This is a genomic window from Ruegeria sp. CI1, assembly GCF_056536925.1.
Genome location: NZ_JBQFQP010000008.1, coordinates 60,514 through 78,384, shown reverse-complemented (window position 1 = coordinate 78,384; position 17,871 = coordinate 60,514). Strand labels below are relative to the sequence as shown.

The window sequence follows — 17,871 nt, the reverse complement described above, 5'->3', positions numbered from 1 at the left end:
CGGTTCAAACCCCCGTTGCCGGAATACCTGTCCGCTCTATGGGACGCGGTGCGGTCAGCTCCTTCCAGGTGCTCAGCGCCCTATTCACCGTCGTATTGGCCTCGCGGGCGACAAACTTGCCATGGCCTTCCTGCGTGCGGATTTCGCCGTCATGCACGGCGACCTGCCCGCGTGTCAGGGTAAAACGCGGCAAGCCTTTCACCGAGTGACCTTCGAATACGTTGTAGTCGATCGAAGATTGTTGAGTAGTGGCCTGGATCGTCTTTGTTTTCGCCGGATCCCATACTACCAAATCCGCATCCGCTCCGACCAGAACAGCACCTTTCTTGGGATAGCAATTCAGTATCTTGGCGATATTGGTCGATGTCACGGCCACGAACTCGTTCGGTGTCAGACGCCCTGTGTTAACCCCATGAGTCCAGAGCATCGGCATCCGATCCTCAAGACCACCCGTGCCGTTCGGAATTTTAGTGAAATCACCAACGCCATAACGTTTCTGCTCGGTCGTAAAGGCACAATGATCAGTGGCCACCACCGAGAGCGACCCCGACTGCAATCCGGCCCAAAGGCTGTCTTGGTGTTTCTTGTCGCGGAACGGTGGCGACATGACACGCCGGGCGGCATGATCCCAATCGGGGTGTGCGTATTCGCCTTCGTCCAAAGTCAGGTGCTGGATCAGCGGTTCACCCCAAACGCGCTTGCCCTGCATCCGTGCCCTTCGGATTGCCTCGTGACTTTCCTCGCAAGATGTATGAACCACATAAAGTGGCACGCCCGCCATGTCGGCGATCATGATGGCGCGGTTGGTGGCTTCGCCTTCCACTTGCGGCGGGCGAGAATAAGCATGCGCTTCGGGTCCGGTATTACCTTCGGCCATCAGTTTGGCCTGCAGTTCGGCCACCACGTCACCGTTCTCGGCATGCACCAGCGCGATCCCCCCCAGTTCGGCCAGACGCTGGAACGAAGCGTACATCTCGTCATCATTCACCATCAACGCGCCTTTATACGCCATGAAATGCTTGAAGGTGTTGATGCCGCGTTGTTCAATTACAGTCTTCATGTCGTTGAAAACCTGTTCGCCCCACCAGGTCACCGCCATGTGAAAGGAATAGTCGCAATTGGCACGGGTCGATTTGTTGTCCCATCGCTTCAGCGCGTCCAACAGGCTCTCGCCCGGATTGGGCAACGCAAAATCAACCACCATCGTGGTGCCACCCGCAAGCCCGGCACGGGTCCCGGATTCAAAATCATCCGAGCTGTAGGTGCCCATGAACGGCATTTCCAGATGAGTATGCGGGTCGATCCCGCCGGGCATCACATAACAGCCAGTTGCGTCCAGCTCGTTATCCCCTTTCAGACCCATCCCGATCCCGGTGATCACGCCACCTTCGACCAATACATCCGCCTTGTATGACAAATCCGCGGTGACAACAGTTCCGTTTTTAATAACAGTACTCATTTTGAACTCCCTGATGCGGTCTGCGCCGCTTGCTTCATCTGGCTAAAAATATCCCGGGGGAGTCGCCCAATGGGCGACGGGGGTAACGCCCCCTATTCCACGATCTCCGCCGTCTCCACGACCGCGTGGAACAGCACATCCGCCCCGGCCGCCGCCCAATCCTTGCTGATCTCCTCGGCCTCGTTGTGGCTCAACCCGTCCACGCAGGGGCACATCACCATCGCCGTCGGCGCCACCCGGTTGATCCAGCAGGCGTCATGGCCGGCGCCCGAGATGATGTTGCGGTGCGAATAGCCCAACCGCTCCGCCGCGTTGCGCACCGCCGCGACGCAACCCTCGTCGAACTCCACCGGGTCGAAGCCGCCCACCTTCTCGAAGGCGATCTTTAGCCCCATTTCGTCGGCGATCTTCTGGCTTTCGATGCGCAATCGCCGCTCCATGTCCTCGATCACCACCAGATCGGGCGAACGGAAATCGACCGTAAACACAACCTTGCCCGGTATCACGTTACGCGAATTTGGATAGACATCGATGTGCCCCGCCGCACCCACGGCGTGTGGCGCGTGGGACCAAGCGATCTCATCAACCTTTTCCAACACCCGCGCCATACCGAGCCCCGCATTCTTGCGCATCGGCATCGGGGTCGAGCCGGTATGGGCATCCTTTCCGGTGATCGTTATTTGCGTCCAACTCAGGCCCTGCCCGTGAGTGACAACGCCAATATCCTTGCCCTCGGCTTCAAGGATTGGACCCTGTTCGATGTGCAACTCAAAGAAAGCATGCATCTTGCGCGCGCCGACCTCTTCCTCACCCCGCCAACCGATCCGGTTCAGTTCATCCCCGAATTTCTTGCCCTCGGCATCTTCACGGTCATAAGCCCAGTCCTGCGTGTGCATTCCAGCAAAGACACCAGACGACAGCATCGCAGGCGCATACCGCGTCCCTTCCTCGTTGGTCCAGTTGGTCGCCACGATGGGATGTCTTGTCTTGATCCCGAGATCATTGAGCGTGCGGATAATTTCCAGCCCCCCCAAAACGCCCAGCACACCGTCATATTTTCCACCGGTCGGCTGCGTATCCAGATGCGATCCCACATAGACCGGCAAAGCGTCCGGATCGGTGCCTTCACGATGCGCAAATATGTTGCCCATCTGGTCAAGACCCATGGTGCATCCGGCCTCTTCACACCATTTCTGGAACAAGGCGCGACCTTCGGCATCGTCGTCGGTCAGAGTTTGCCGGTTATTCCCCCCCGCAACACCGGGACCGATCTTAGCCATCTCCATCAGGCTGTCCCACAACCTGTCGCCATTGATCCTGAGATTCTGCGCCGGAGCTGCCATGTTTTCCCCCTGTGTCTTGCTATTTGGCACGCTTTTGATGTCTTGATTTGACCATCTGGTCAAACTCACGCTATCACGGGGCAGACGTCAGTCAAGGAATAGCAACGTATCGCCAAAAAAATACACGATTTTGGCGTGCTTCGGTAAGAAAGACGGGACAACACAAAAGCGATGCCAGACGACCGCGCGCCAACCCGCATCCAGAAAAAGAACCGCGCTGCGATTCTCGAAGCAGCGCTGGAGGTATTCTCGGCTCATGGATTCCGTGGAGCAACCGTGGATCAGATCGCTGTGGAATCAGGGCTGAGCAAACCAAATCTGCTATATTACTACCGGAGCAAGGATGCGATCTACTCGGCGTTGCTCGAACGACTGCTGGATACCTGGCTCGATCCTTTGCGTGCCATAGATCCCAAAGGCAACCCTCTGGACGAACTGTTGTCGTATATCCAGCGAAAACTGGAGATGAGCCGCGACTATCCGCGTGAAAGCCGCCTGTTCGCAAATGAGATCATCCGTGGCGCGCCGCATATTCATGAAGTTCTATCCACCGACCTGAAAGCATTGGTGGATAAAACTGCGGTCTTGATCCAGCACTGGATAGACAAAGGCCACGTGGCTCAGATCAATCCATACCATCTGATCTTTTCGATTTGGTCTCTGACCCAGCACTATGCGGATTTTGACATCCAGATTCGGGCTGTTTTGGGGGGTGAAGACCCGTTCGACGGCGCTTCAGAATTCGTGGACACGCTTTACCGTCGCCTTTTAACACCTAAATGACATCTAACCTTCAGTCGGCAATTCCTGATCTTCGCCTTCACCGACCGCAAGAAGTGTTGTTTCTGGCGTCATCGCCCGAGCTGTCGGCGAGGGTACAAACGCAGCCTTGCCGTCCGCTTCGACGGCGGGGCGTGTAAGAATGCGAGCTGTCGTGAACAGGATCAGCAGCGCGTGGGACAAAGCCGAAGTTATGAACAGGCCCTGACCGCCCAAATATGACATTCCATAACCCGCAACGGCCGGCCCCGCGATTGAGCCAACACCATAGATCATCAAAAGACCACCGCTTACTTGAATGGCCGTCCCTTCGGGCGCGTGATCATTGGCATGAGCGATGATGATCGGATACATCGCATAGATCGCCGCTCCAAACAGTGCAGAGAGAGCCAAGTTGACTTCAACCGTTTCGGGTCGGATAAGAATGAAGAAGAGGTCGGATACGATTGCAACAGCGGCAACCGTTACCAAAACGATGCGGCGATCCATTCGGTCTGACAGCCAACCAATCGGGATCTGGGAAACAGCGCCCGCCATATATGGCAAGCTCGCAAACAGCGCCATCGATGCGACGGCAAGACCAATCCGGTCGGCATAAACTGCCGCCAAAGTTCCGAATGCGCTGTTGGATATGCCCACGAAAAACACGCCGACCACGGCTACTGGCGAGTTGCGCCACAACGCCCTGAGATCAAGTCTTACACTGACCAGTGGCTTTGGCACCGCGCCAGTGGAAATCGCGGTCGGAACGAGGGCAAGGCAGTAGAAAATCGCTGGCAGAACAAAGAACAGAAACCCGCGCGTGTCGCCCAACGTCAGAACCAGTTGCCCCGCGGTCGAAGCTCCGAGGTTAACCATCGTATAGAGACCAAAAATCCTACCTCGCGAGGACGGGTCGGCCCGTTCGCTGAGCCAGCTCTCAACGATCATCGCGGCTCCGGCGAAACAAAAACCCGATATGGCACGAAGCGGTATCCAGGCGTACGGTGACAGGAAAATCAACGATGCAAGAACTGCGATGGCCGCAAAAGCTGCCATGACGCCGAACGACCTGATGTGACCGACATTGCCGACCAGCGGAGGCGTCATCAAGCATCCAGCAACGTATCCCACAGCCCAACCGGTTCCAAGAAGACCTAAAGAAGCAGCACTGAATCCCTCAGCTGTACCCCGTATGGGAAGAATCAAACCGTTCATGCCGCCGGCGAACAACAGCAATGCCGAACCCAGCAGCAATGCACTTACCGGAAACAGTTGCTTGATCATTAGTGAGCCTTTTCAATGCCAAAGCGGGGCAGCAATGCCACCCCGCTTATCATAGCCTTTCTGTCCAATACCAGCCATGGCGTACGACTTGACGTTACTCCGCCGCCTTGGCCATCGGGTTATTCGGATGCGTGGTCCAGTTGGCGTATTCTGCCTCGACCACCTTGCCAGTGCGTGGATCGGTTTCACCCGCAGCCATCGGCACCATCGAAATGCACCCTTCGACCGGGCATACATCAACGCAGAGGTTGCAAGCCACACATTCTTCGTCCTTCACCTCGAACACCCGGTCTGACGACATCGAAATAGCTTGGTGGCTGGTATCCTCGCAAGCCGCATAGCAACGACCGCATTTGATGCACTGATTCTGATTGATGCTGGCCTTTGCTACGTAATTCAGGTTCAGAAATTGCCAATCGGTGACGTTGGGGACCGCACGTCCAACGATTTCGGAAACGTTGACATATCCCTTTTCATCCATCCACCGCGACAGGCCAGCCGTCAACTCGTCGATGATTTTGAACCCATAGGTCATAGCAGCGGTGCAAACTTGCACCGTGCCGCAGCCGAGGCTCATGAATTCTGCCGCGTCACGCCACGTTGTCACGCCACCAATGCCCGAAATCGGCAACCCGCGCGTGTCGGAATTTCTCGCGATTTCTGACACCATTGACAATGCAATCGGCTTGACCGCTGGCCCACAATAGCCGCCGTGGCTACCCTTGCCGTCAATCGTCGGTTCCGGGCTGAAAGTGTCCAGATTAACACTGGTGATCGAGTTGATCGTATTGATCAGAGACACCGCGTCTGCACCACCGTTTTTCGCCGCAGTGGCTGGCTTTCGGATATCAGTGATGTTCGGCGTCAGCTTAACGATCACCGGCTTATCATAGTATTGCTTGCACCAGCGAGTGACCATTTCGATATATTCGGGCACCTGTCCAACCGCCGAACCCATGCCGCGTTCGCTCATCCCATGGGGACAGCCGAAATTGAGCTCGATCCCGTCAGCCCCGGTTTCGGTCACCTGCGGGAGGATCGCCTTCCATGCCGCTTCTTCACATGGCACCATGATCGAAGCGATCAACGCCCGATCTGGATAGTCCGCCTTGACTCGCGCCATTTCCTCGAGGTTCACCTCAAGCGGGCGGTCGGTGATCAGTTCGATGTTGTTGAGACCCAGCAAACGCCGGTCAGCCCCATAGATGGCGCCATAGCGAGGACCGTTTACATTGACCACCGGCGGGCCTTCGGCCCCCAGGGTCTTCCAGACGACACCACCCCAACCGGCTTCAAAGGCGCGGCGCACATTGTATTCCTTGTCCGTCGGCGGCGCAGAGGCCAGCCAGTACGGATTTGGGCTGGAAATGCCCAGAAAGTTTGTTGTCAGATCGGCCATGGCTTCTCCCTTCCCGGCTCAGCCGGATTTTTTGAATATCATTTCGGTCGGACGTATGCGCCCGGCCTTGAGGTTTTTGACGTAGTTCTGGAACTTTTCGGGTGCCGTCTCGCCCATCATCAGATGAATGCCCAGCGGTGCCGGGCCGGATTCGGCAATCTTTGCAAAGACGTCCTCGAAGAACTGTATCGCGAATTCGGTGCGATCCGTTTCTGTCACCAGTTCAAGACCCGCGGCGCTTGCCGCAGACTTATAAACACCCGGCGCATCCACGAACGAGGTTTCGGCAACAGTGGACCACGGCAGAGGGAAAGCCAGCGGCTCGTCCACGTCTCCGGCCATCACATCGAACAGAGCAAAAGTACCGCCCTTGGCCAGCGCCCGCGACACTTCAGCGAACAGCCCGGCCTTGTCCTTTATGTTCATGCCCACATGCATCATGACAGCCAGATCGAACCCAGCATCCGGCACCGGCATCTCCAAAGCACTGCCCACATGAAAGCTGGTTTTCGAGGAATGCCCGACCATATCGCTGAGCACCTTGGCGGTTTCAACGAATTCCGGTGTCAGATCGACGCCTGTTACTGTCGAGCCATAGCGATCCACGACATAGCGAGAGGTTCCGCCGATACCGCATCCGACATCCAGAACACGGGTCGCATGGGTCGGCGACAACTGCGCAAACAGGTTGTTGGTCGCCAGAACGCCGCCCGTATGGAACTCGTCCCCTGCTTTCAGGTCTGCGACCGTGGCCGCATCCGGATCGATACCGCTGGCCTCAAGCGCCGCGCGAACGCGGTCGGTCAGTGCTCCGGTGGTGTAGTGTTGCGCTACGGCTTGTTCGATCTGGGACATGGGAATACCTCAGCAGCGAAAGGAATGGGGCGAATACCCCATCCTATCACGAAACCAGCGTCTCGTGGATGTCCATCGCAGCATCCCGGCCTTCAGCAACAGCCGTAACGGTGAGGTCTTCACCGCCCGCCGCGCAATCTCCACCCGCCCAGACACCTGCCACGGAAGTGCGGCCCGCACCGCTGACAGCGATCTTGTTGCCGTCCAGCTTCAGCCCTTCCGGCGCACCTTCCAGCGTTTGACCAATGGCCTTGAACACCTGATCGACAAGCAGGCGCACGGTTTCGCCCGTACCAATCAGTTTGCCACCATCATTGACAGTATACTCCAGTTCTATTTCGGTCGCGGTATCACTTCCGTGAACTGACAACGGTTGTAGGTTGAACATCAGCTTGACGCCTTTTGAAGCCGCCAGGTCCTGTTCGAACCGGCTGGCTCCCATTGCTGAGCGATCCCGACGATAGGCGATGGTGACATTCTCCGCCCCCAGCAGTTTGGACTGCACTGCGGCATCCACCGCGGTCATCCCGCCACCTATGACGACCACATTGCGACCAACAGGCAAAGTAGCCAAGTCGCTGACCTGCCGGAGATCCGCTATGAAATCCACCGCATCAAGTACGCCATCCTTATCCGCGCCTTCGACACGCAATGCGTTAACCCCGGCCAAACCGATAGAGAGAAAAACGGCGTCATAGTTTTCGCGCAAGCCATCTATTGTTATGTCCTTACCCAACACGGACCCTGTTTCGATGGTGATGCCACCGATCTTTAGAAGCCAATCCACCTCGGCTTTGGCAAAGTTGTTTGTGGCTTTATACGCGGCAATGCCGAACTCGTTCAGCCCCCCCGATTTTGCACGTGCCTCGTGGATCACCACATCATGGCCCATCATTGCCAGTCGGTGAGCACAGGCCAACCCTGCCGGACCTGCCCCGACAACAGCTACGGTTTTGCCTGTCGGTGCGGCACGGCTGAACGGGTGCGTGCCAGAAGCCATCATGCTGTCTGTGGCATACCGCTGCAAACGTCCAATCTCGACCGGTTTGCCTTCGGCAGCCTCCCGAACGCAAACCTCTTCACACAGCGTTTCAGTAGGACAGACGCGGGCACACATCCCGCCAAGAATATTTTGTTCTAAGATAGTCTTGGCTGCCGCCTCGGGTTGTCCCGCCTGAATCTGTCGAATGAACAGCGGGATATCGATATCGGTGGGACAGGCCTTGGTGCACGGCGCATCATAACAGAAATAGCAGCGATCTGCCGCCACCGCGGCTTCGTGAGGCGCATAAGGCGGATGCAGATCCGCGAAATTCGAAATCAGCTCTTCGCTGGAAAGCCGTCCGGCTACAATGCCGGGAGCCATCTGGCCCTTTGCCATCGCTCTACTCCCTGTAGATGTGTTTTCTTGACTACAGCTTGCCACATTTGAAATTTTTATCAATTGGTAAAATTTAGAAATCAGTCAAAAAAAGCGAAATCCGGACCATTCGGCCCGGATCTCATGAAACCTGGAACTGTTCGCGCGGTTTGCCAGTTCACACCATATTCGTCAGATGCCCGGACTTGATCCAGACGCGGGCACCCTCTGGCCCGACAATCGCCCGAAACTCGGCACCCGGCGGCAACCGCAGCCAATCCCACTTGCCGAATTTCTCTTCTGATTCTGTGAACATCCCACGGATCACAAACACTTCCAAACCTCCGGCTACGTCAATGCTGACATCTGCTCCCGGCAACCATGTTTCGACGCGGACGTCTTCGTGGATATCTTTGTAGAGAGCGATGTCACTCTCACCGTTGAGCGAACGATGCACTTCCGTGCGGTCTGCTGGATCAAACTGATGAAGCTTGACCAGAATGGTCGCCCCTTCTTGCGCCGAAGGTGTGTGAGAAGTGGTTGGCGGATTACGAACATAGCTGCCAACTGGGAAATCGCCGCTTTCATCCTGAAATAAGCCTTCGAGTACGAGAAACTCTTCCCCACCATCGTGGGTATGCGCAGCAAAAGAGCTCCCAGGCGCGAAACGGACAATCGTTGTGGCCCGCGCAACCTCTTCTCCAATACGGTCCAGCATCTTCCGCTCGACCCCAACCGCCGGAGATTTCACCCATTCGGTTTCCTCAAAATGCACGGTTGCGCGTTTCGTGAAATCGGCATTGATCCTCATGGGCTTTCTCCTGACCTTTTTTCCATCTTTAGATGGTATCTCAAGCGTAAAGTTCCAACATATTTGAAGAGAGAGCGTAGCAAGGCACCTGTTCCTCCAAAATGGTTTTCACCCAACAAGGCACACTCTATAAGCGCTTGGCAGCCGAAGCCAAAACAGGCAGAGATCTTCAATGACACAGAACACGGGCGCAAGCTTCAATATTGTCATCATCGGACAAAATAACCGCTTGCAATACGAAGCCGTTCTGTTTGCCGCATCGCTGCGTTTGAGTTCCCCCAATTTCAATGGCCGCCTAATCGTCGCCGCACCGCAAATGGGGTCAGAATGGAACAACGACCCCGGCATACGAAATGAGGACATTTTGAATGCACTGGACTACTTGGAGGTCGAATTCTTACCCTTTGAAAGCCGAGTTTTCGGCGAAAGTTACCCCTATGGCAACAAGATCGAAGCCCTTTTGTCATTACCTGAGGGAGAACCGTTTGTATTCTTTGATACCGATACCCTGATCACCGGCGATCTAACCACGGTCCCGTTCGAGTTTGAACGCCCTTCGGCCTCGTTACGGGTCGAAGGAACCTGGCCCAAACCTACACTTTATGGCCCAGGCTTCGACGACATCTGGCGCGCCTTATATCAACGTTTTGGACTGGATTTTGAAAGCTCTCTCGATCACAGTCAGCCGGTCGATCATTGGCGGCGTTACTTGTACTTCAACGCAGGCTTTTTTTACTATTCCTGCCCAAGAAAGTTCGGACAGCGGTTTCTCGACTATGCCCGCTCCATTCGAGATGACGATATTCCCGAACTTGTAGGGCAAAGCCTTGATCCATGGCTGGATCAGGTTGCGCTGCCCCTGGTGATCCACTCATTCGGCGGTGGGCGTGACGCGTTGCCGCTGGGACTTCTGGATGGGACCGTCAGTTGCCACTATCGCCTGTTTCCCTTGTTGTATGCCCGTGAGAGTGACCATGCCATCGAAGTCGCCGAAGCGGCCACATCTCATAACAAAATCAAAAAAGCACTAAAACCGTATGAACCAATAAAGAAAATGGTGCTTCAAGGCAAAGGCGCCAAAGTACGAGCGATGTTCGACCAACGCAACCTGCCTGTAAGAGAACAGGTCATTCGCAAACGGATCAAGGACAGTGGCCTATGGCTCCGTTGAGCGCTCCTGATTATCCAGCCTATGACACACCACCGTTCTTTACATAGGGTTCGTTGTGAAACTGCAAGCTATAGCTTACTGATTCCGCCAAGCATGTTCCAAAGGGAGACCAGATGATGTCCAACGGCCCGACTTATGGCTTTGATACGCTGCAAATTCATGCCGGAGCGCGCCCCGATCCGGCAACCGGCGCAAGGCAGACGCCGATTTATCAGACCACGGCCTACGTGTTCCGCGATGCCGATCACGCTGCAGCGCTTTTTGACCTGCAAGAGGTCGGCTTTATCTATTCGCGCCTGACCAATCCGACCGTCGCGGTTCTGCAAGAACGCATCGCAACACTCGAAGGCGGTGTTGGCGCGGTTTGCTGCTCGTCGGGCCATGCGGCACAGATCATGGCCCTGTTTCCGTTGATGGGACCAGGTTGCAACGTTGTCGCATCGACGCGCCTATATGGCGGAACGGTCACTCAATTCAGCCAGACGATAAAACGGTTCGGTTGGTCGGCCAAATTCGTCGATACCGACGACCTTGACGCGGTGAAAAAGGCAATCGACGAAAACACTCGGGCCGTGTTTTGTGAATCCGTTGCCAATCCCGGAGGCTATGTGACTGACATTCGGTCGCTTGCAGATGTCGCTGATGCAGCCGGCGTTCCGCTAATTGTGGACAATACTTCGGCCACCCCGTACCTCTGCCGCCCGATCGAACAAGGTGCAACGCTTGTTGTGCATTCGACCACGAAATACCTTACCGGCAATGGTACGGTAACTGGTGGCTGTATCGTGGATTCCGGGCAGTTTGATTGGTCCGCCAGTGACAAATTTCCCTCGCTCAACGCGCCCGAACCAGCCTATCATGGGCTGAAGTTTCACGAAACATTCGGTCCCCTCGCTTTCACGTTTCACAGCATCGCTATCGGCCTGCGTGATCTGGGCATGACAATGAACCCACAAGCGGCACACTATACATTGATGGGCATCGAAACACTCTCTCTAAGGATGCAGCGCCACGTGGAAAACGCGATGAAGGTGGCGGCATGGCTCGAAACGGATGAGCGTGTGGACTATGTGACCTATGCTGGCCTGCCCTCTTCCCCTTATCATGATCGGGTCAAAAAATATTACCCCAAGGGAGCGGGAGCTTTGTTCACATTTGCAGTCAAGGGCGGATATGAGGCTTGCGTCAAGCTCGTCAACGCGCTCGAGATTTTCAGTCATGTGGCCAACCTCGGAGATGCACGTTCGCTGATCATTCACTCAGCCTCTACAACACACCGCCAGTTGACAGTAGAGCAACAGGAAGCCGCAGGTGCGGGACCAAACGTTGTACGCCTTTCCATCGGCATCGAAGATGCGGACGACCTGATTGCCGATTTGGATCAGGCGCTGGCAAAGGCGTGTGACTGAACGCTACTGGCGATTGTACCATGACGGAGCAGCGCACTAACAAATTTGGACAACCCATCGGAGAGCCGGTCACGACCGGTTTTCCGCGCCCTCTCCCGCCTCATAGTGCAATGCATGGGCAGTTCTGTTCAGTTCTGCCTTTGGACGTAAACGCGCACGGTCCGGAATTATTCCGGGCCTATGCGCAAGACGCGAACGGGCGGAACTGGACCTATCTGCCCTATGGCCCTTTTGACACCCAGGCGAGTTTTCTGGATTGGATGATCAACTCCTGCTCGGGAGCCGATCCTCTTTTTCATACCGTAACCAATGTCGAGGGAATGCCAGTCGGAATAGCCAGTTATCTACGCATCGAACCCAACCACGGAGCAATTGAAGTCGGGCACATCCATTTCTCGCCCCTGCTTCAGCGCCGTCCCGAGTCGACAGAGGCGATGTATCTGATGATGCGCCGGGTTTTCGATGAACTAGGTTACCGCAGATATGAGTGGAAATGTGATGCTTTGAACGGCCCGTCCTGTCGAGCAGCTGAACGTCTTGGGTTCCGGTATGAGGGTACGTTCCGTCAGGCGACGCATTACAAGGGTCGGAACCGGGATACCGCCTGGTTTGCCATTATCGATAAGGACTGGCCGCGCATCCGGCGCACCTTTCAAACCTGGCTTGACCCCGGAAATTTTGATGCCGCGGGCCAACAGAAATCAGCGCTATTGGCCCGCGAGAGTTGAAAGCGGACTATTCCGCGATCTCAAATACCATCGACACGGAAGTTTCCACCGTTATCTCACCGGCGGCGATTGGAAGTCCGCCCGAATCGGCCATCGACATCTCAGCCATACGCATCATTGGTCGACCGCCTCCACCGTGATCGTTGATGGCAACGACTTTGCCGAGCGAAATACCCGCCGCATCAGCCAACTGTTTCGCCTTGTCCATTGCGTCAGCAACCGCTTTGACGCGCGCATCAGCCTCCAACGGCTTTGGATCCTGCATTCCAAAGCTCAACCCGTCAAAATCATTTGCACCGTCGCGAATGACCGCATCAAGTATGTCTCCCAAACGATCAAGATCGCGAATCCGAACGACAACCCGATTCGACGCGACAAAGCCAGTTATTCTGGGCTCCTGATCATTCTGGCCATGACGCCCAGCCCAAACCGGGGACAGAGATAGATCACGTGTTTGGATGTCACGCTCCTCGATCTCTAGTTCCAAGAGCCTGTTCAGAATCGCAGTCACGGCATCTGATGTCGCACGCATTGCCGCGGCAGCTTCGGTGTTCTGGTTGGTAACGCCTAACGTGATAGTCGCCATATCTGGCGCTGCCTCAGCTGTTCCGGTTCCGTTGACCGTGATACGGCCTTCATCTGCGTGCGCCAATCCTGCAGCTGTTGCCAACAAAACTGCAATAAGAAAAACCAATATCCTCAAAACACTTTCTCCTGTTGTTTCAGTCATAAAGATGGGTGCGCGGGGCTTTGCCGGACAAGGGGAGATTTGGTGTTTTTCTTTCCCTCGGCGACATCCTGCTCTAATCTCGGCACGTGGACACGATACCGTCTGCACATGATCTGAGGTTTACGGTATTTCCAGAGCATGAAACCCGCATTTGCTTTGCTGTTGTCGGTCGACAAGATCACGTTGCTGCACCGAGCCGATCAGGGCTGGTTGCGGGTCGGGGATGTATTCGCCAGCGATCCCGACCTCACCGCTGTTCTGGCAACTCTATTGGAGAAGGCCACGTTGCTCGAACTGGACACACGCTGCAAGGTGGTGCTTCCCGACGATCAGATCAGATATCTGACGATTGATACCGGTTCGGCCTCCGTTGACGAAAGACAGGTCCTGATTGAATCGGAACTTGAATCCGCGACTCCGTATCGGCTGAACGATCTGGTCTTTGACGCTGCAGAAGAGGGAACGGTTACGCATGTCGCCGCAGTCGCCAAAGTCACACTGAGCGAGGCAGAGGCATTTGCCAGAAAGCACCAGTTTCAACCAGTCAGCTACGTTGCATTGCCCAAACCAGATATGTTCCCACATGAACCGTTCTTTGGAGCAGCTTTGGGATTTGACGAACCGATCGAGCCAGACGACGATCGAATCGAAATAGTCGGGGAAGCCTCTATTCCGCAATTTGAAATTTCTTCGGATGCACTTTCCCAGAACCGAGAAATCTCTGTTCCTTTAGTCCAAGGCCCCGTCGGACCGGCAACAGGGCGACAAGACACCGTAGGATTCACATCGTGCCGACGCCCAAATCTACCCGAAGTCGAACAGGAAAACACAGGAAACAGCGCCGAGCCAACTCCAACAAAACCCGTAGAAAAACCGCACACTACTAAACTGCAGCGACCGCACCAACCTACAATACATCCGATCGCCGACTCGGCACCAGCTGCGGTATTTCAGGCGCCAATCGTGCCGAAATCACCGCCGAATGAGGCGGAGAGATTGACAATCTTCGGCGCAAGAAACTCAGGGCGCAAAAATCGTCTTTTAACGATTACGGCCATTGCCGCATCAATGTTTGTCGTCACAGGTTTGGCGGGTTGGCTTGTAGTTGGGACGAGCACTGGTCCCGATGCCGTTCCTGACCTCCAGAACCCGCCATTAGAAGTATCCGAGCGGTTCAACCCTGCCGATCCCGATGAAGGGCCACATGTGGTTGTCGATCAGGGCATTCCCGAAACGGCGGGAACGCCGGTGTTATCCGTCACAGACAGCGCAGTTCTCGACGCTTTGCGGGTCGAACCCCAGTCAGTTGATGTGGTTGACGTCAATCCAGAAGTAGAAGACTCACTTTATGCAGAGAGTGGTGTCTGGAGTGACGATCCGTTACCGCCTTTGGATCCTGAGATCGACACGTCCCTTAATGATCTTTACGTGGCCTCAATCGATACCGCCGACCTGTCGCAAGATGCCATCGCTTTACCTGATGCAGATTCGTTTAATACCGACTATCCTCTTGGTCAGGTAAGCCTCCCAGGCACGGCTGGAGCGAAATTTGAACTAGACTCTCGAGGGCTGGTGACTGCAACGCCCGAAGGAACGCTCAATCCGGATGGGGTGATAATCTATTTGGGACGGCCCTCGACCGTACCGCCGCCGCCACCCGAACGGACTGAATCCAAACCGGAAATAGATGAAACCCTAGTTCGCCTTGGCGGGTTCAAGCCGAAGCTGCGCCCCGATACACTTGTAGAGAATAGTGAACGCCAGCAACTTGGTGGGCGCTCGGTCGAAGAATTGGCCGGGCTGCGCCCCAAATTGCGCCCCGAATCCCTCCAGACCGATCCGACGATTGACAACGCACCAACAGCTCTTGCTGTTGTTGTCGCTTTGAAACCAAAGATCCGCCCGAAAGGTCTGGCACCTGTAACGGCCTCAGTGTCCGCGGCAACAAACAGCACACTTGGAGCGTCAGGCGGTCAGGACAGTTCTGCATCTTCCGAGGAAGCAGGCAGTTTTGCAGCAATATCCGTTACGCCGAAAATCCCTTCAACAGCATCAGTTGCCCGTCAGGCAACGCTAGACAATGCGCTCAACCTTCGGCGTCTCAACTTGATCGGCGTATATGGAACCCCGGCCAACCGTCGAGCTTTGATCCGACTGCCGAGCGGGCGGTACAAAAAGGTCAAAGTCGGCGACCGGATCGACGGCGGGAAGATCGTCGCCATTGGCGACAGCGAATTACACTATCAAAAAAACGGCCGAAAAGTAACGCTGGACATGCCTAAAGGCTGAGTTCCCGTCTTTCTCTTGTAGAATCCCGTTGATGCTGCCTATCGGAACCTGGTCTCGTAGAACTCGCACCGAGGTGCAGACAATCCGATATTGCGAGCAGATCGACCTGAAGCGCGAACCCGAGCGAATTGAGGGGTGCCAACGTCGCAATACATGCCGGGACGTCGATCGCCTTGCCTTGATCCGGCATGCACAAGAACTGGGCTTCCCGTTGGGTGCAATCCGGGAATAGCTGGACTTGGCCGACAAACCAGTTCAGCCCTGCAGCAGAAAAGATACAATTGCGCAAAGGAAACCGGTCTAAGTGTAACGACGCACGGCGCGCTTTTAGGCACTGGAAACGGAACTCCAACGCATGATCATTGAATGTGACGACAATGGGGAAGTGGCTGTCGTGTTCTGGAAGTCCTGCGCGACCATTCCGTTTGTTTGACTGATCACGTTGGTACTGCAGACGTCATGAAATAGCCCATGGCTCCGTCGCAAAAAAACGCCACGCGAGGGAGCGCGACGCTTTTCTTTTTCGGGCCTGTTTTTCCAACTCGCGTCCCATATCTGTCTATTCCGCAGCGTGAATCTCACCAGTTTCGATCTGCTCGCGCTCGATTGACTCGAAAAGCGCCTTGAAGTTGCCCTCACCAAATCCGTCATCGCCTTTTCGCTGGATGAACTCAAAGAAGATTGGGCCAATTACGGTTTTCGAGAAAATCTGAAGCAGAATTTTGGTCTCACCGCCGTCAATCACGCCTTCCCCATCGATCAGGATACCATGTTTCATCATTCGATCCTTGGGTTCGCCATGACCCGTGACACGTTCATAGGACATGTCATAATAGGCCTCGTTCGGGCCGGGCATGAATTTCAAACCCTTGGCCGCGATTGCGTCTGTCGAATCGTATATATCATCAGTACCCACCGCGATGTGCTGGATCCCTTCACCCTTGTACTTCTTCAGATAGGCCACGATCTGGCCCGTTTCGCCGCGGTCTTCATTGATCGGGATGCGGATGCGGCCACATGGCGATGTCAGTGCGCGACTGAACAACCCGGTAAACTTGCCTTGAATGTCAAAGAAACGGATTTCCTTGAAGTTGAACAGATCGCCATAGAACTTGAACCACTTGTCCATGTTGCCCTTGAAGACATTGTGAGTCAGGTGATCGAGGTAATAGAACCCGTCGCCACGCGGTTTGGATTGCTTGAGCCACTCGAACTCTGCGTTGTAGGGTGAAGTATCGTAGTATTGGTCGATGAAATATATCAGAGAGCCACCAATGCCCTTTATGGCGGGTACATTCATTGTTTTGTCGGCGGCATCATACGGCTCGGCACCTTTCGAGACTGCATGCTCATAGGCGTCCCGCGCATCCGCAACACGCCAAGCCATCGCCGGGGCGCATGGGCCGTGTTCCTCGACGAATTTTGCAGCAAAGCTGTTCACATCGGCATTCAGGATATACGTCACGTCGCCTTGCTGCCAGAGTTCGACCAAGGGCTTGTTCTTGTGGCGGGCTACCAGTTCGAACCCCATCTTGGAAAACAAATCACGCAGTTCCTGCGGTTCGGGATGAGCGAATTCGACAAACTCGAACCCATCCGTGCCAGCGGGGTTATCAGCGCTGATAGCAGACTTGGGGGCATTGTGTGGAAAGGGGCCCATGCGGCTTCTCCATGTTAGGACGGGTTCAATTTAGCTGATTCGAGAATACGCCTTTCTAGATGCTAGTTTTGCGCAATTTTTAGCTTACCCAGATGTTTACACGCGCGTTTCGCGCACTATCATTCAGAAAAAAGAGAAAATGACGCACATGCTGGATTCAATAGACTCGAAACTTCTGGCAGCACTGCAAAAGAACGCTCACCTAACCTCACATCAGTTGGGAGAGATGTTGAATTTGTCGCCTAGCCAGGCAGGTCGCCGCCGACAAAGGCTTGAAGCAGAAGGATACATCACCAACTATGCGGCCAAACTGGATCCCTTGAAACTAGGCCTGCATGTTCAGGGCTTTATTCAGGTGCACCTTGGCACTCACGGTCCTGACCAGTCCGCCGGATTCGCCCGCATGGTCCATTCGCGACCAGAGATCACCAGTGCCTGGACGATGACAGGAGAAGCGGATTATCTCCTACACGTCTATTGCGACGATCTTCCTGCTCTCAATCGGTTGCTTCACGAGGTAATCCTGCCCCATCCTGCAGTTGCGCGGGTACAAAGCCAGATCGTTATGGACCAATTGAAACGGGACGCTCCCCTGCCTATTTGAACGCCGG

Annotated in this window: 15 protein-coding genes and 1 pseudogene; 7 read left to right on the top strand and 9 right to left on the bottom strand. The window is 55.1% G+C overall.

Annotation, left to right across the window (positions count from 1 at the left end; all coding sequences use genetic code 11):
* Positions 1-4 precede the first annotated feature (4 nt).
* Complete coding sequence (hydA, locus tag ACR0LZ_RS11220; RefSeq protein ID WP_480749894.1) at positions 5-1,459, bottom strand: dihydropyrimidinase; 1,455 nt, start codon at positions 1,457-1,459, stop codon at positions 5-7.
* Between the two features lie 92 nt (positions 1,460-1,551).
* The gene (locus tag ACR0LZ_RS11215; RefSeq protein WP_480749893.1) at positions 1,552-2,802 is read right to left on the bottom strand and encodes a Zn-dependent hydrolase; all 1,251 of its coding nucleotides are present in this window, start codon (positions 2,800-2,802) and stop codon (positions 1,552-1,554) included.
* 171 nt (positions 2,803-2,973) lie between these two features.
* On the opposite strand from ACR0LZ_RS11215, the gene ACR0LZ_RS11210 reads away from it, so the two are divergent.
* On the top strand, positions 2,974-3,585 hold the full coding sequence (locus ACR0LZ_RS11210) for a TetR family transcriptional regulator C-terminal domain-containing protein (RefSeq protein WP_480749892.1): 612 nt from the start codon (positions 2,974-2,976) through the stop codon (positions 3,583-3,585).
* 3 nt (positions 3,586-3,588) lie between these two features.
* Here ACR0LZ_RS11210 and ACR0LZ_RS11205 read toward each other — a convergent pair whose 3' ends face one another.
* From ACR0LZ_RS11205 to ACR0LZ_RS11185, 5 genes are all read right to left on the bottom strand, one after another.
* Positions 3,589-4,848: an MFS transporter gene (locus ACR0LZ_RS11205; protein WP_480749891.1), complete on the bottom strand. Its 1,260-nt coding sequence runs from the start codon at positions 4,846-4,848 to the stop codon at positions 3,589-3,591.
* 94 nt (positions 4,849-4,942) lie between these two features.
* Positions 4,943-6,247, bottom strand: a complete 1,305-nt coding sequence (gene preA, locus ACR0LZ_RS11200) for an NAD-dependent dihydropyrimidine dehydrogenase subunit PreA (RefSeq protein ID WP_480749890.1) — start codon at positions 6,245-6,247, stop codon at positions 4,943-4,945.
* A gap of 18 nt (positions 6,248-6,265) precedes the next feature.
* The gene (locus ACR0LZ_RS11195) at positions 6,266-7,102 is read right to left on the bottom strand and encodes a class I SAM-dependent methyltransferase (protein WP_480749889.1); all 837 of its coding nucleotides are present in this window, start codon (positions 7,100-7,102) and stop codon (positions 6,266-6,268) included.
* 46 nt (positions 7,103-7,148) lie between these two features.
* Positions 7,149-8,483, bottom strand: coding sequence for an NAD(P)-dependent oxidoreductase (locus ACR0LZ_RS11190; protein ID WP_480749888.1), 1,335 nt, complete (start codon positions 8,481-8,483; stop codon positions 7,149-7,151).
* A gap of 157 nt (positions 8,484-8,640) precedes the next feature.
* A complete protein-coding gene (locus tag ACR0LZ_RS11185) occupies positions 8,641-9,273 on the bottom strand; it encodes a cupin domain-containing protein (RefSeq protein ID WP_480749887.1) in 633 nt (210 codons plus the stop codon).
* Between the two features lie 172 nt (positions 9,274-9,445).
* Here ACR0LZ_RS11185 and ACR0LZ_RS11180 point away from each other — a divergent pair, with 172 nt between their 5' ends.
* The 3 genes from ACR0LZ_RS11180 (at position 9,446) to ACR0LZ_RS11170 (ending at position 12,581) form a co-directional block, all read left to right on the top strand.
* Positions 9,446-10,444: a hypothetical protein gene (locus ACR0LZ_RS11180; RefSeq protein ID WP_480749886.1), complete on the top strand. Its 999-nt coding sequence runs from the start codon at positions 9,446-9,448 to the stop codon at positions 10,442-10,444.
* Between the two features lie 116 nt (positions 10,445-10,560).
* Complete coding sequence (locus tag ACR0LZ_RS11175; RefSeq protein WP_480749885.1) at positions 10,561-11,853, top strand: O-acetylhomoserine aminocarboxypropyltransferase/cysteine synthase family protein; 1,293 nt, start codon at positions 10,561-10,563, stop codon at positions 11,851-11,853.
* A 20-nt stretch (positions 11,854-11,873) separates the two neighbouring features.
* Positions 11,874-12,581, top strand: coding sequence for a GNAT family N-acetyltransferase (locus ACR0LZ_RS11170; protein WP_480749884.1), 708 nt, complete (start codon positions 11,874-11,876; stop codon positions 12,579-12,581).
* Between the two features lie 7 nt (positions 12,582-12,588).
* Here the strand turns inward: ACR0LZ_RS11170 and ACR0LZ_RS11165 are convergent, their stop codons facing one another.
* On the bottom strand, positions 12,589-13,419 hold the full coding sequence (locus ACR0LZ_RS11165; protein ID WP_480749883.1) for an SIMPL domain-containing protein: 831 nt from the start codon (positions 13,417-13,419) through the stop codon (positions 12,589-12,591).
* Positions 13,420-13,449: 30 nt separating this feature from the next.
* Here ACR0LZ_RS11165 and ACR0LZ_RS11160 point away from each other — a divergent pair, with 30 nt between their 5' ends.
* On the top strand, positions 13,450-15,600 hold the full coding sequence (locus ACR0LZ_RS11160) for a hypothetical protein (protein ID WP_480749882.1): 2,151 nt from the start codon (positions 13,450-13,452) through the stop codon (positions 15,598-15,600).
* A 31-nt stretch (positions 15,601-15,631) separates the two neighbouring features.
* Positions 15,632-16,068 (top strand): annotated as a pseudogene (locus ACR0LZ_RS11155) (MerR family DNA-binding protein).
* A gap of 91 nt (positions 16,069-16,159) precedes the next feature.
* On the opposite strand, the gene hppD reads toward ACR0LZ_RS11155, so the two are convergent.
* Entirely contained in the window at positions 16,160-17,260 is a 1,101-nt protein-coding gene (hppD, locus tag ACR0LZ_RS11150; protein WP_480749881.1) for a 4-hydroxyphenylpyruvate dioxygenase, read from the bottom strand.
* Between the two features lie 148 nt (positions 17,261-17,408).
* Here hppD and ACR0LZ_RS11145 point away from each other — a divergent pair, with 148 nt between their 5' ends.
* Positions 17,409-17,864: an Lrp/AsnC family transcriptional regulator gene (locus tag ACR0LZ_RS11145; protein ID WP_480750006.1), complete on the top strand. Its 456-nt coding sequence runs from the start codon at positions 17,409-17,411 to the stop codon at positions 17,862-17,864.
* Positions 17,865-17,871: the final 7 nt, after the last annotated feature.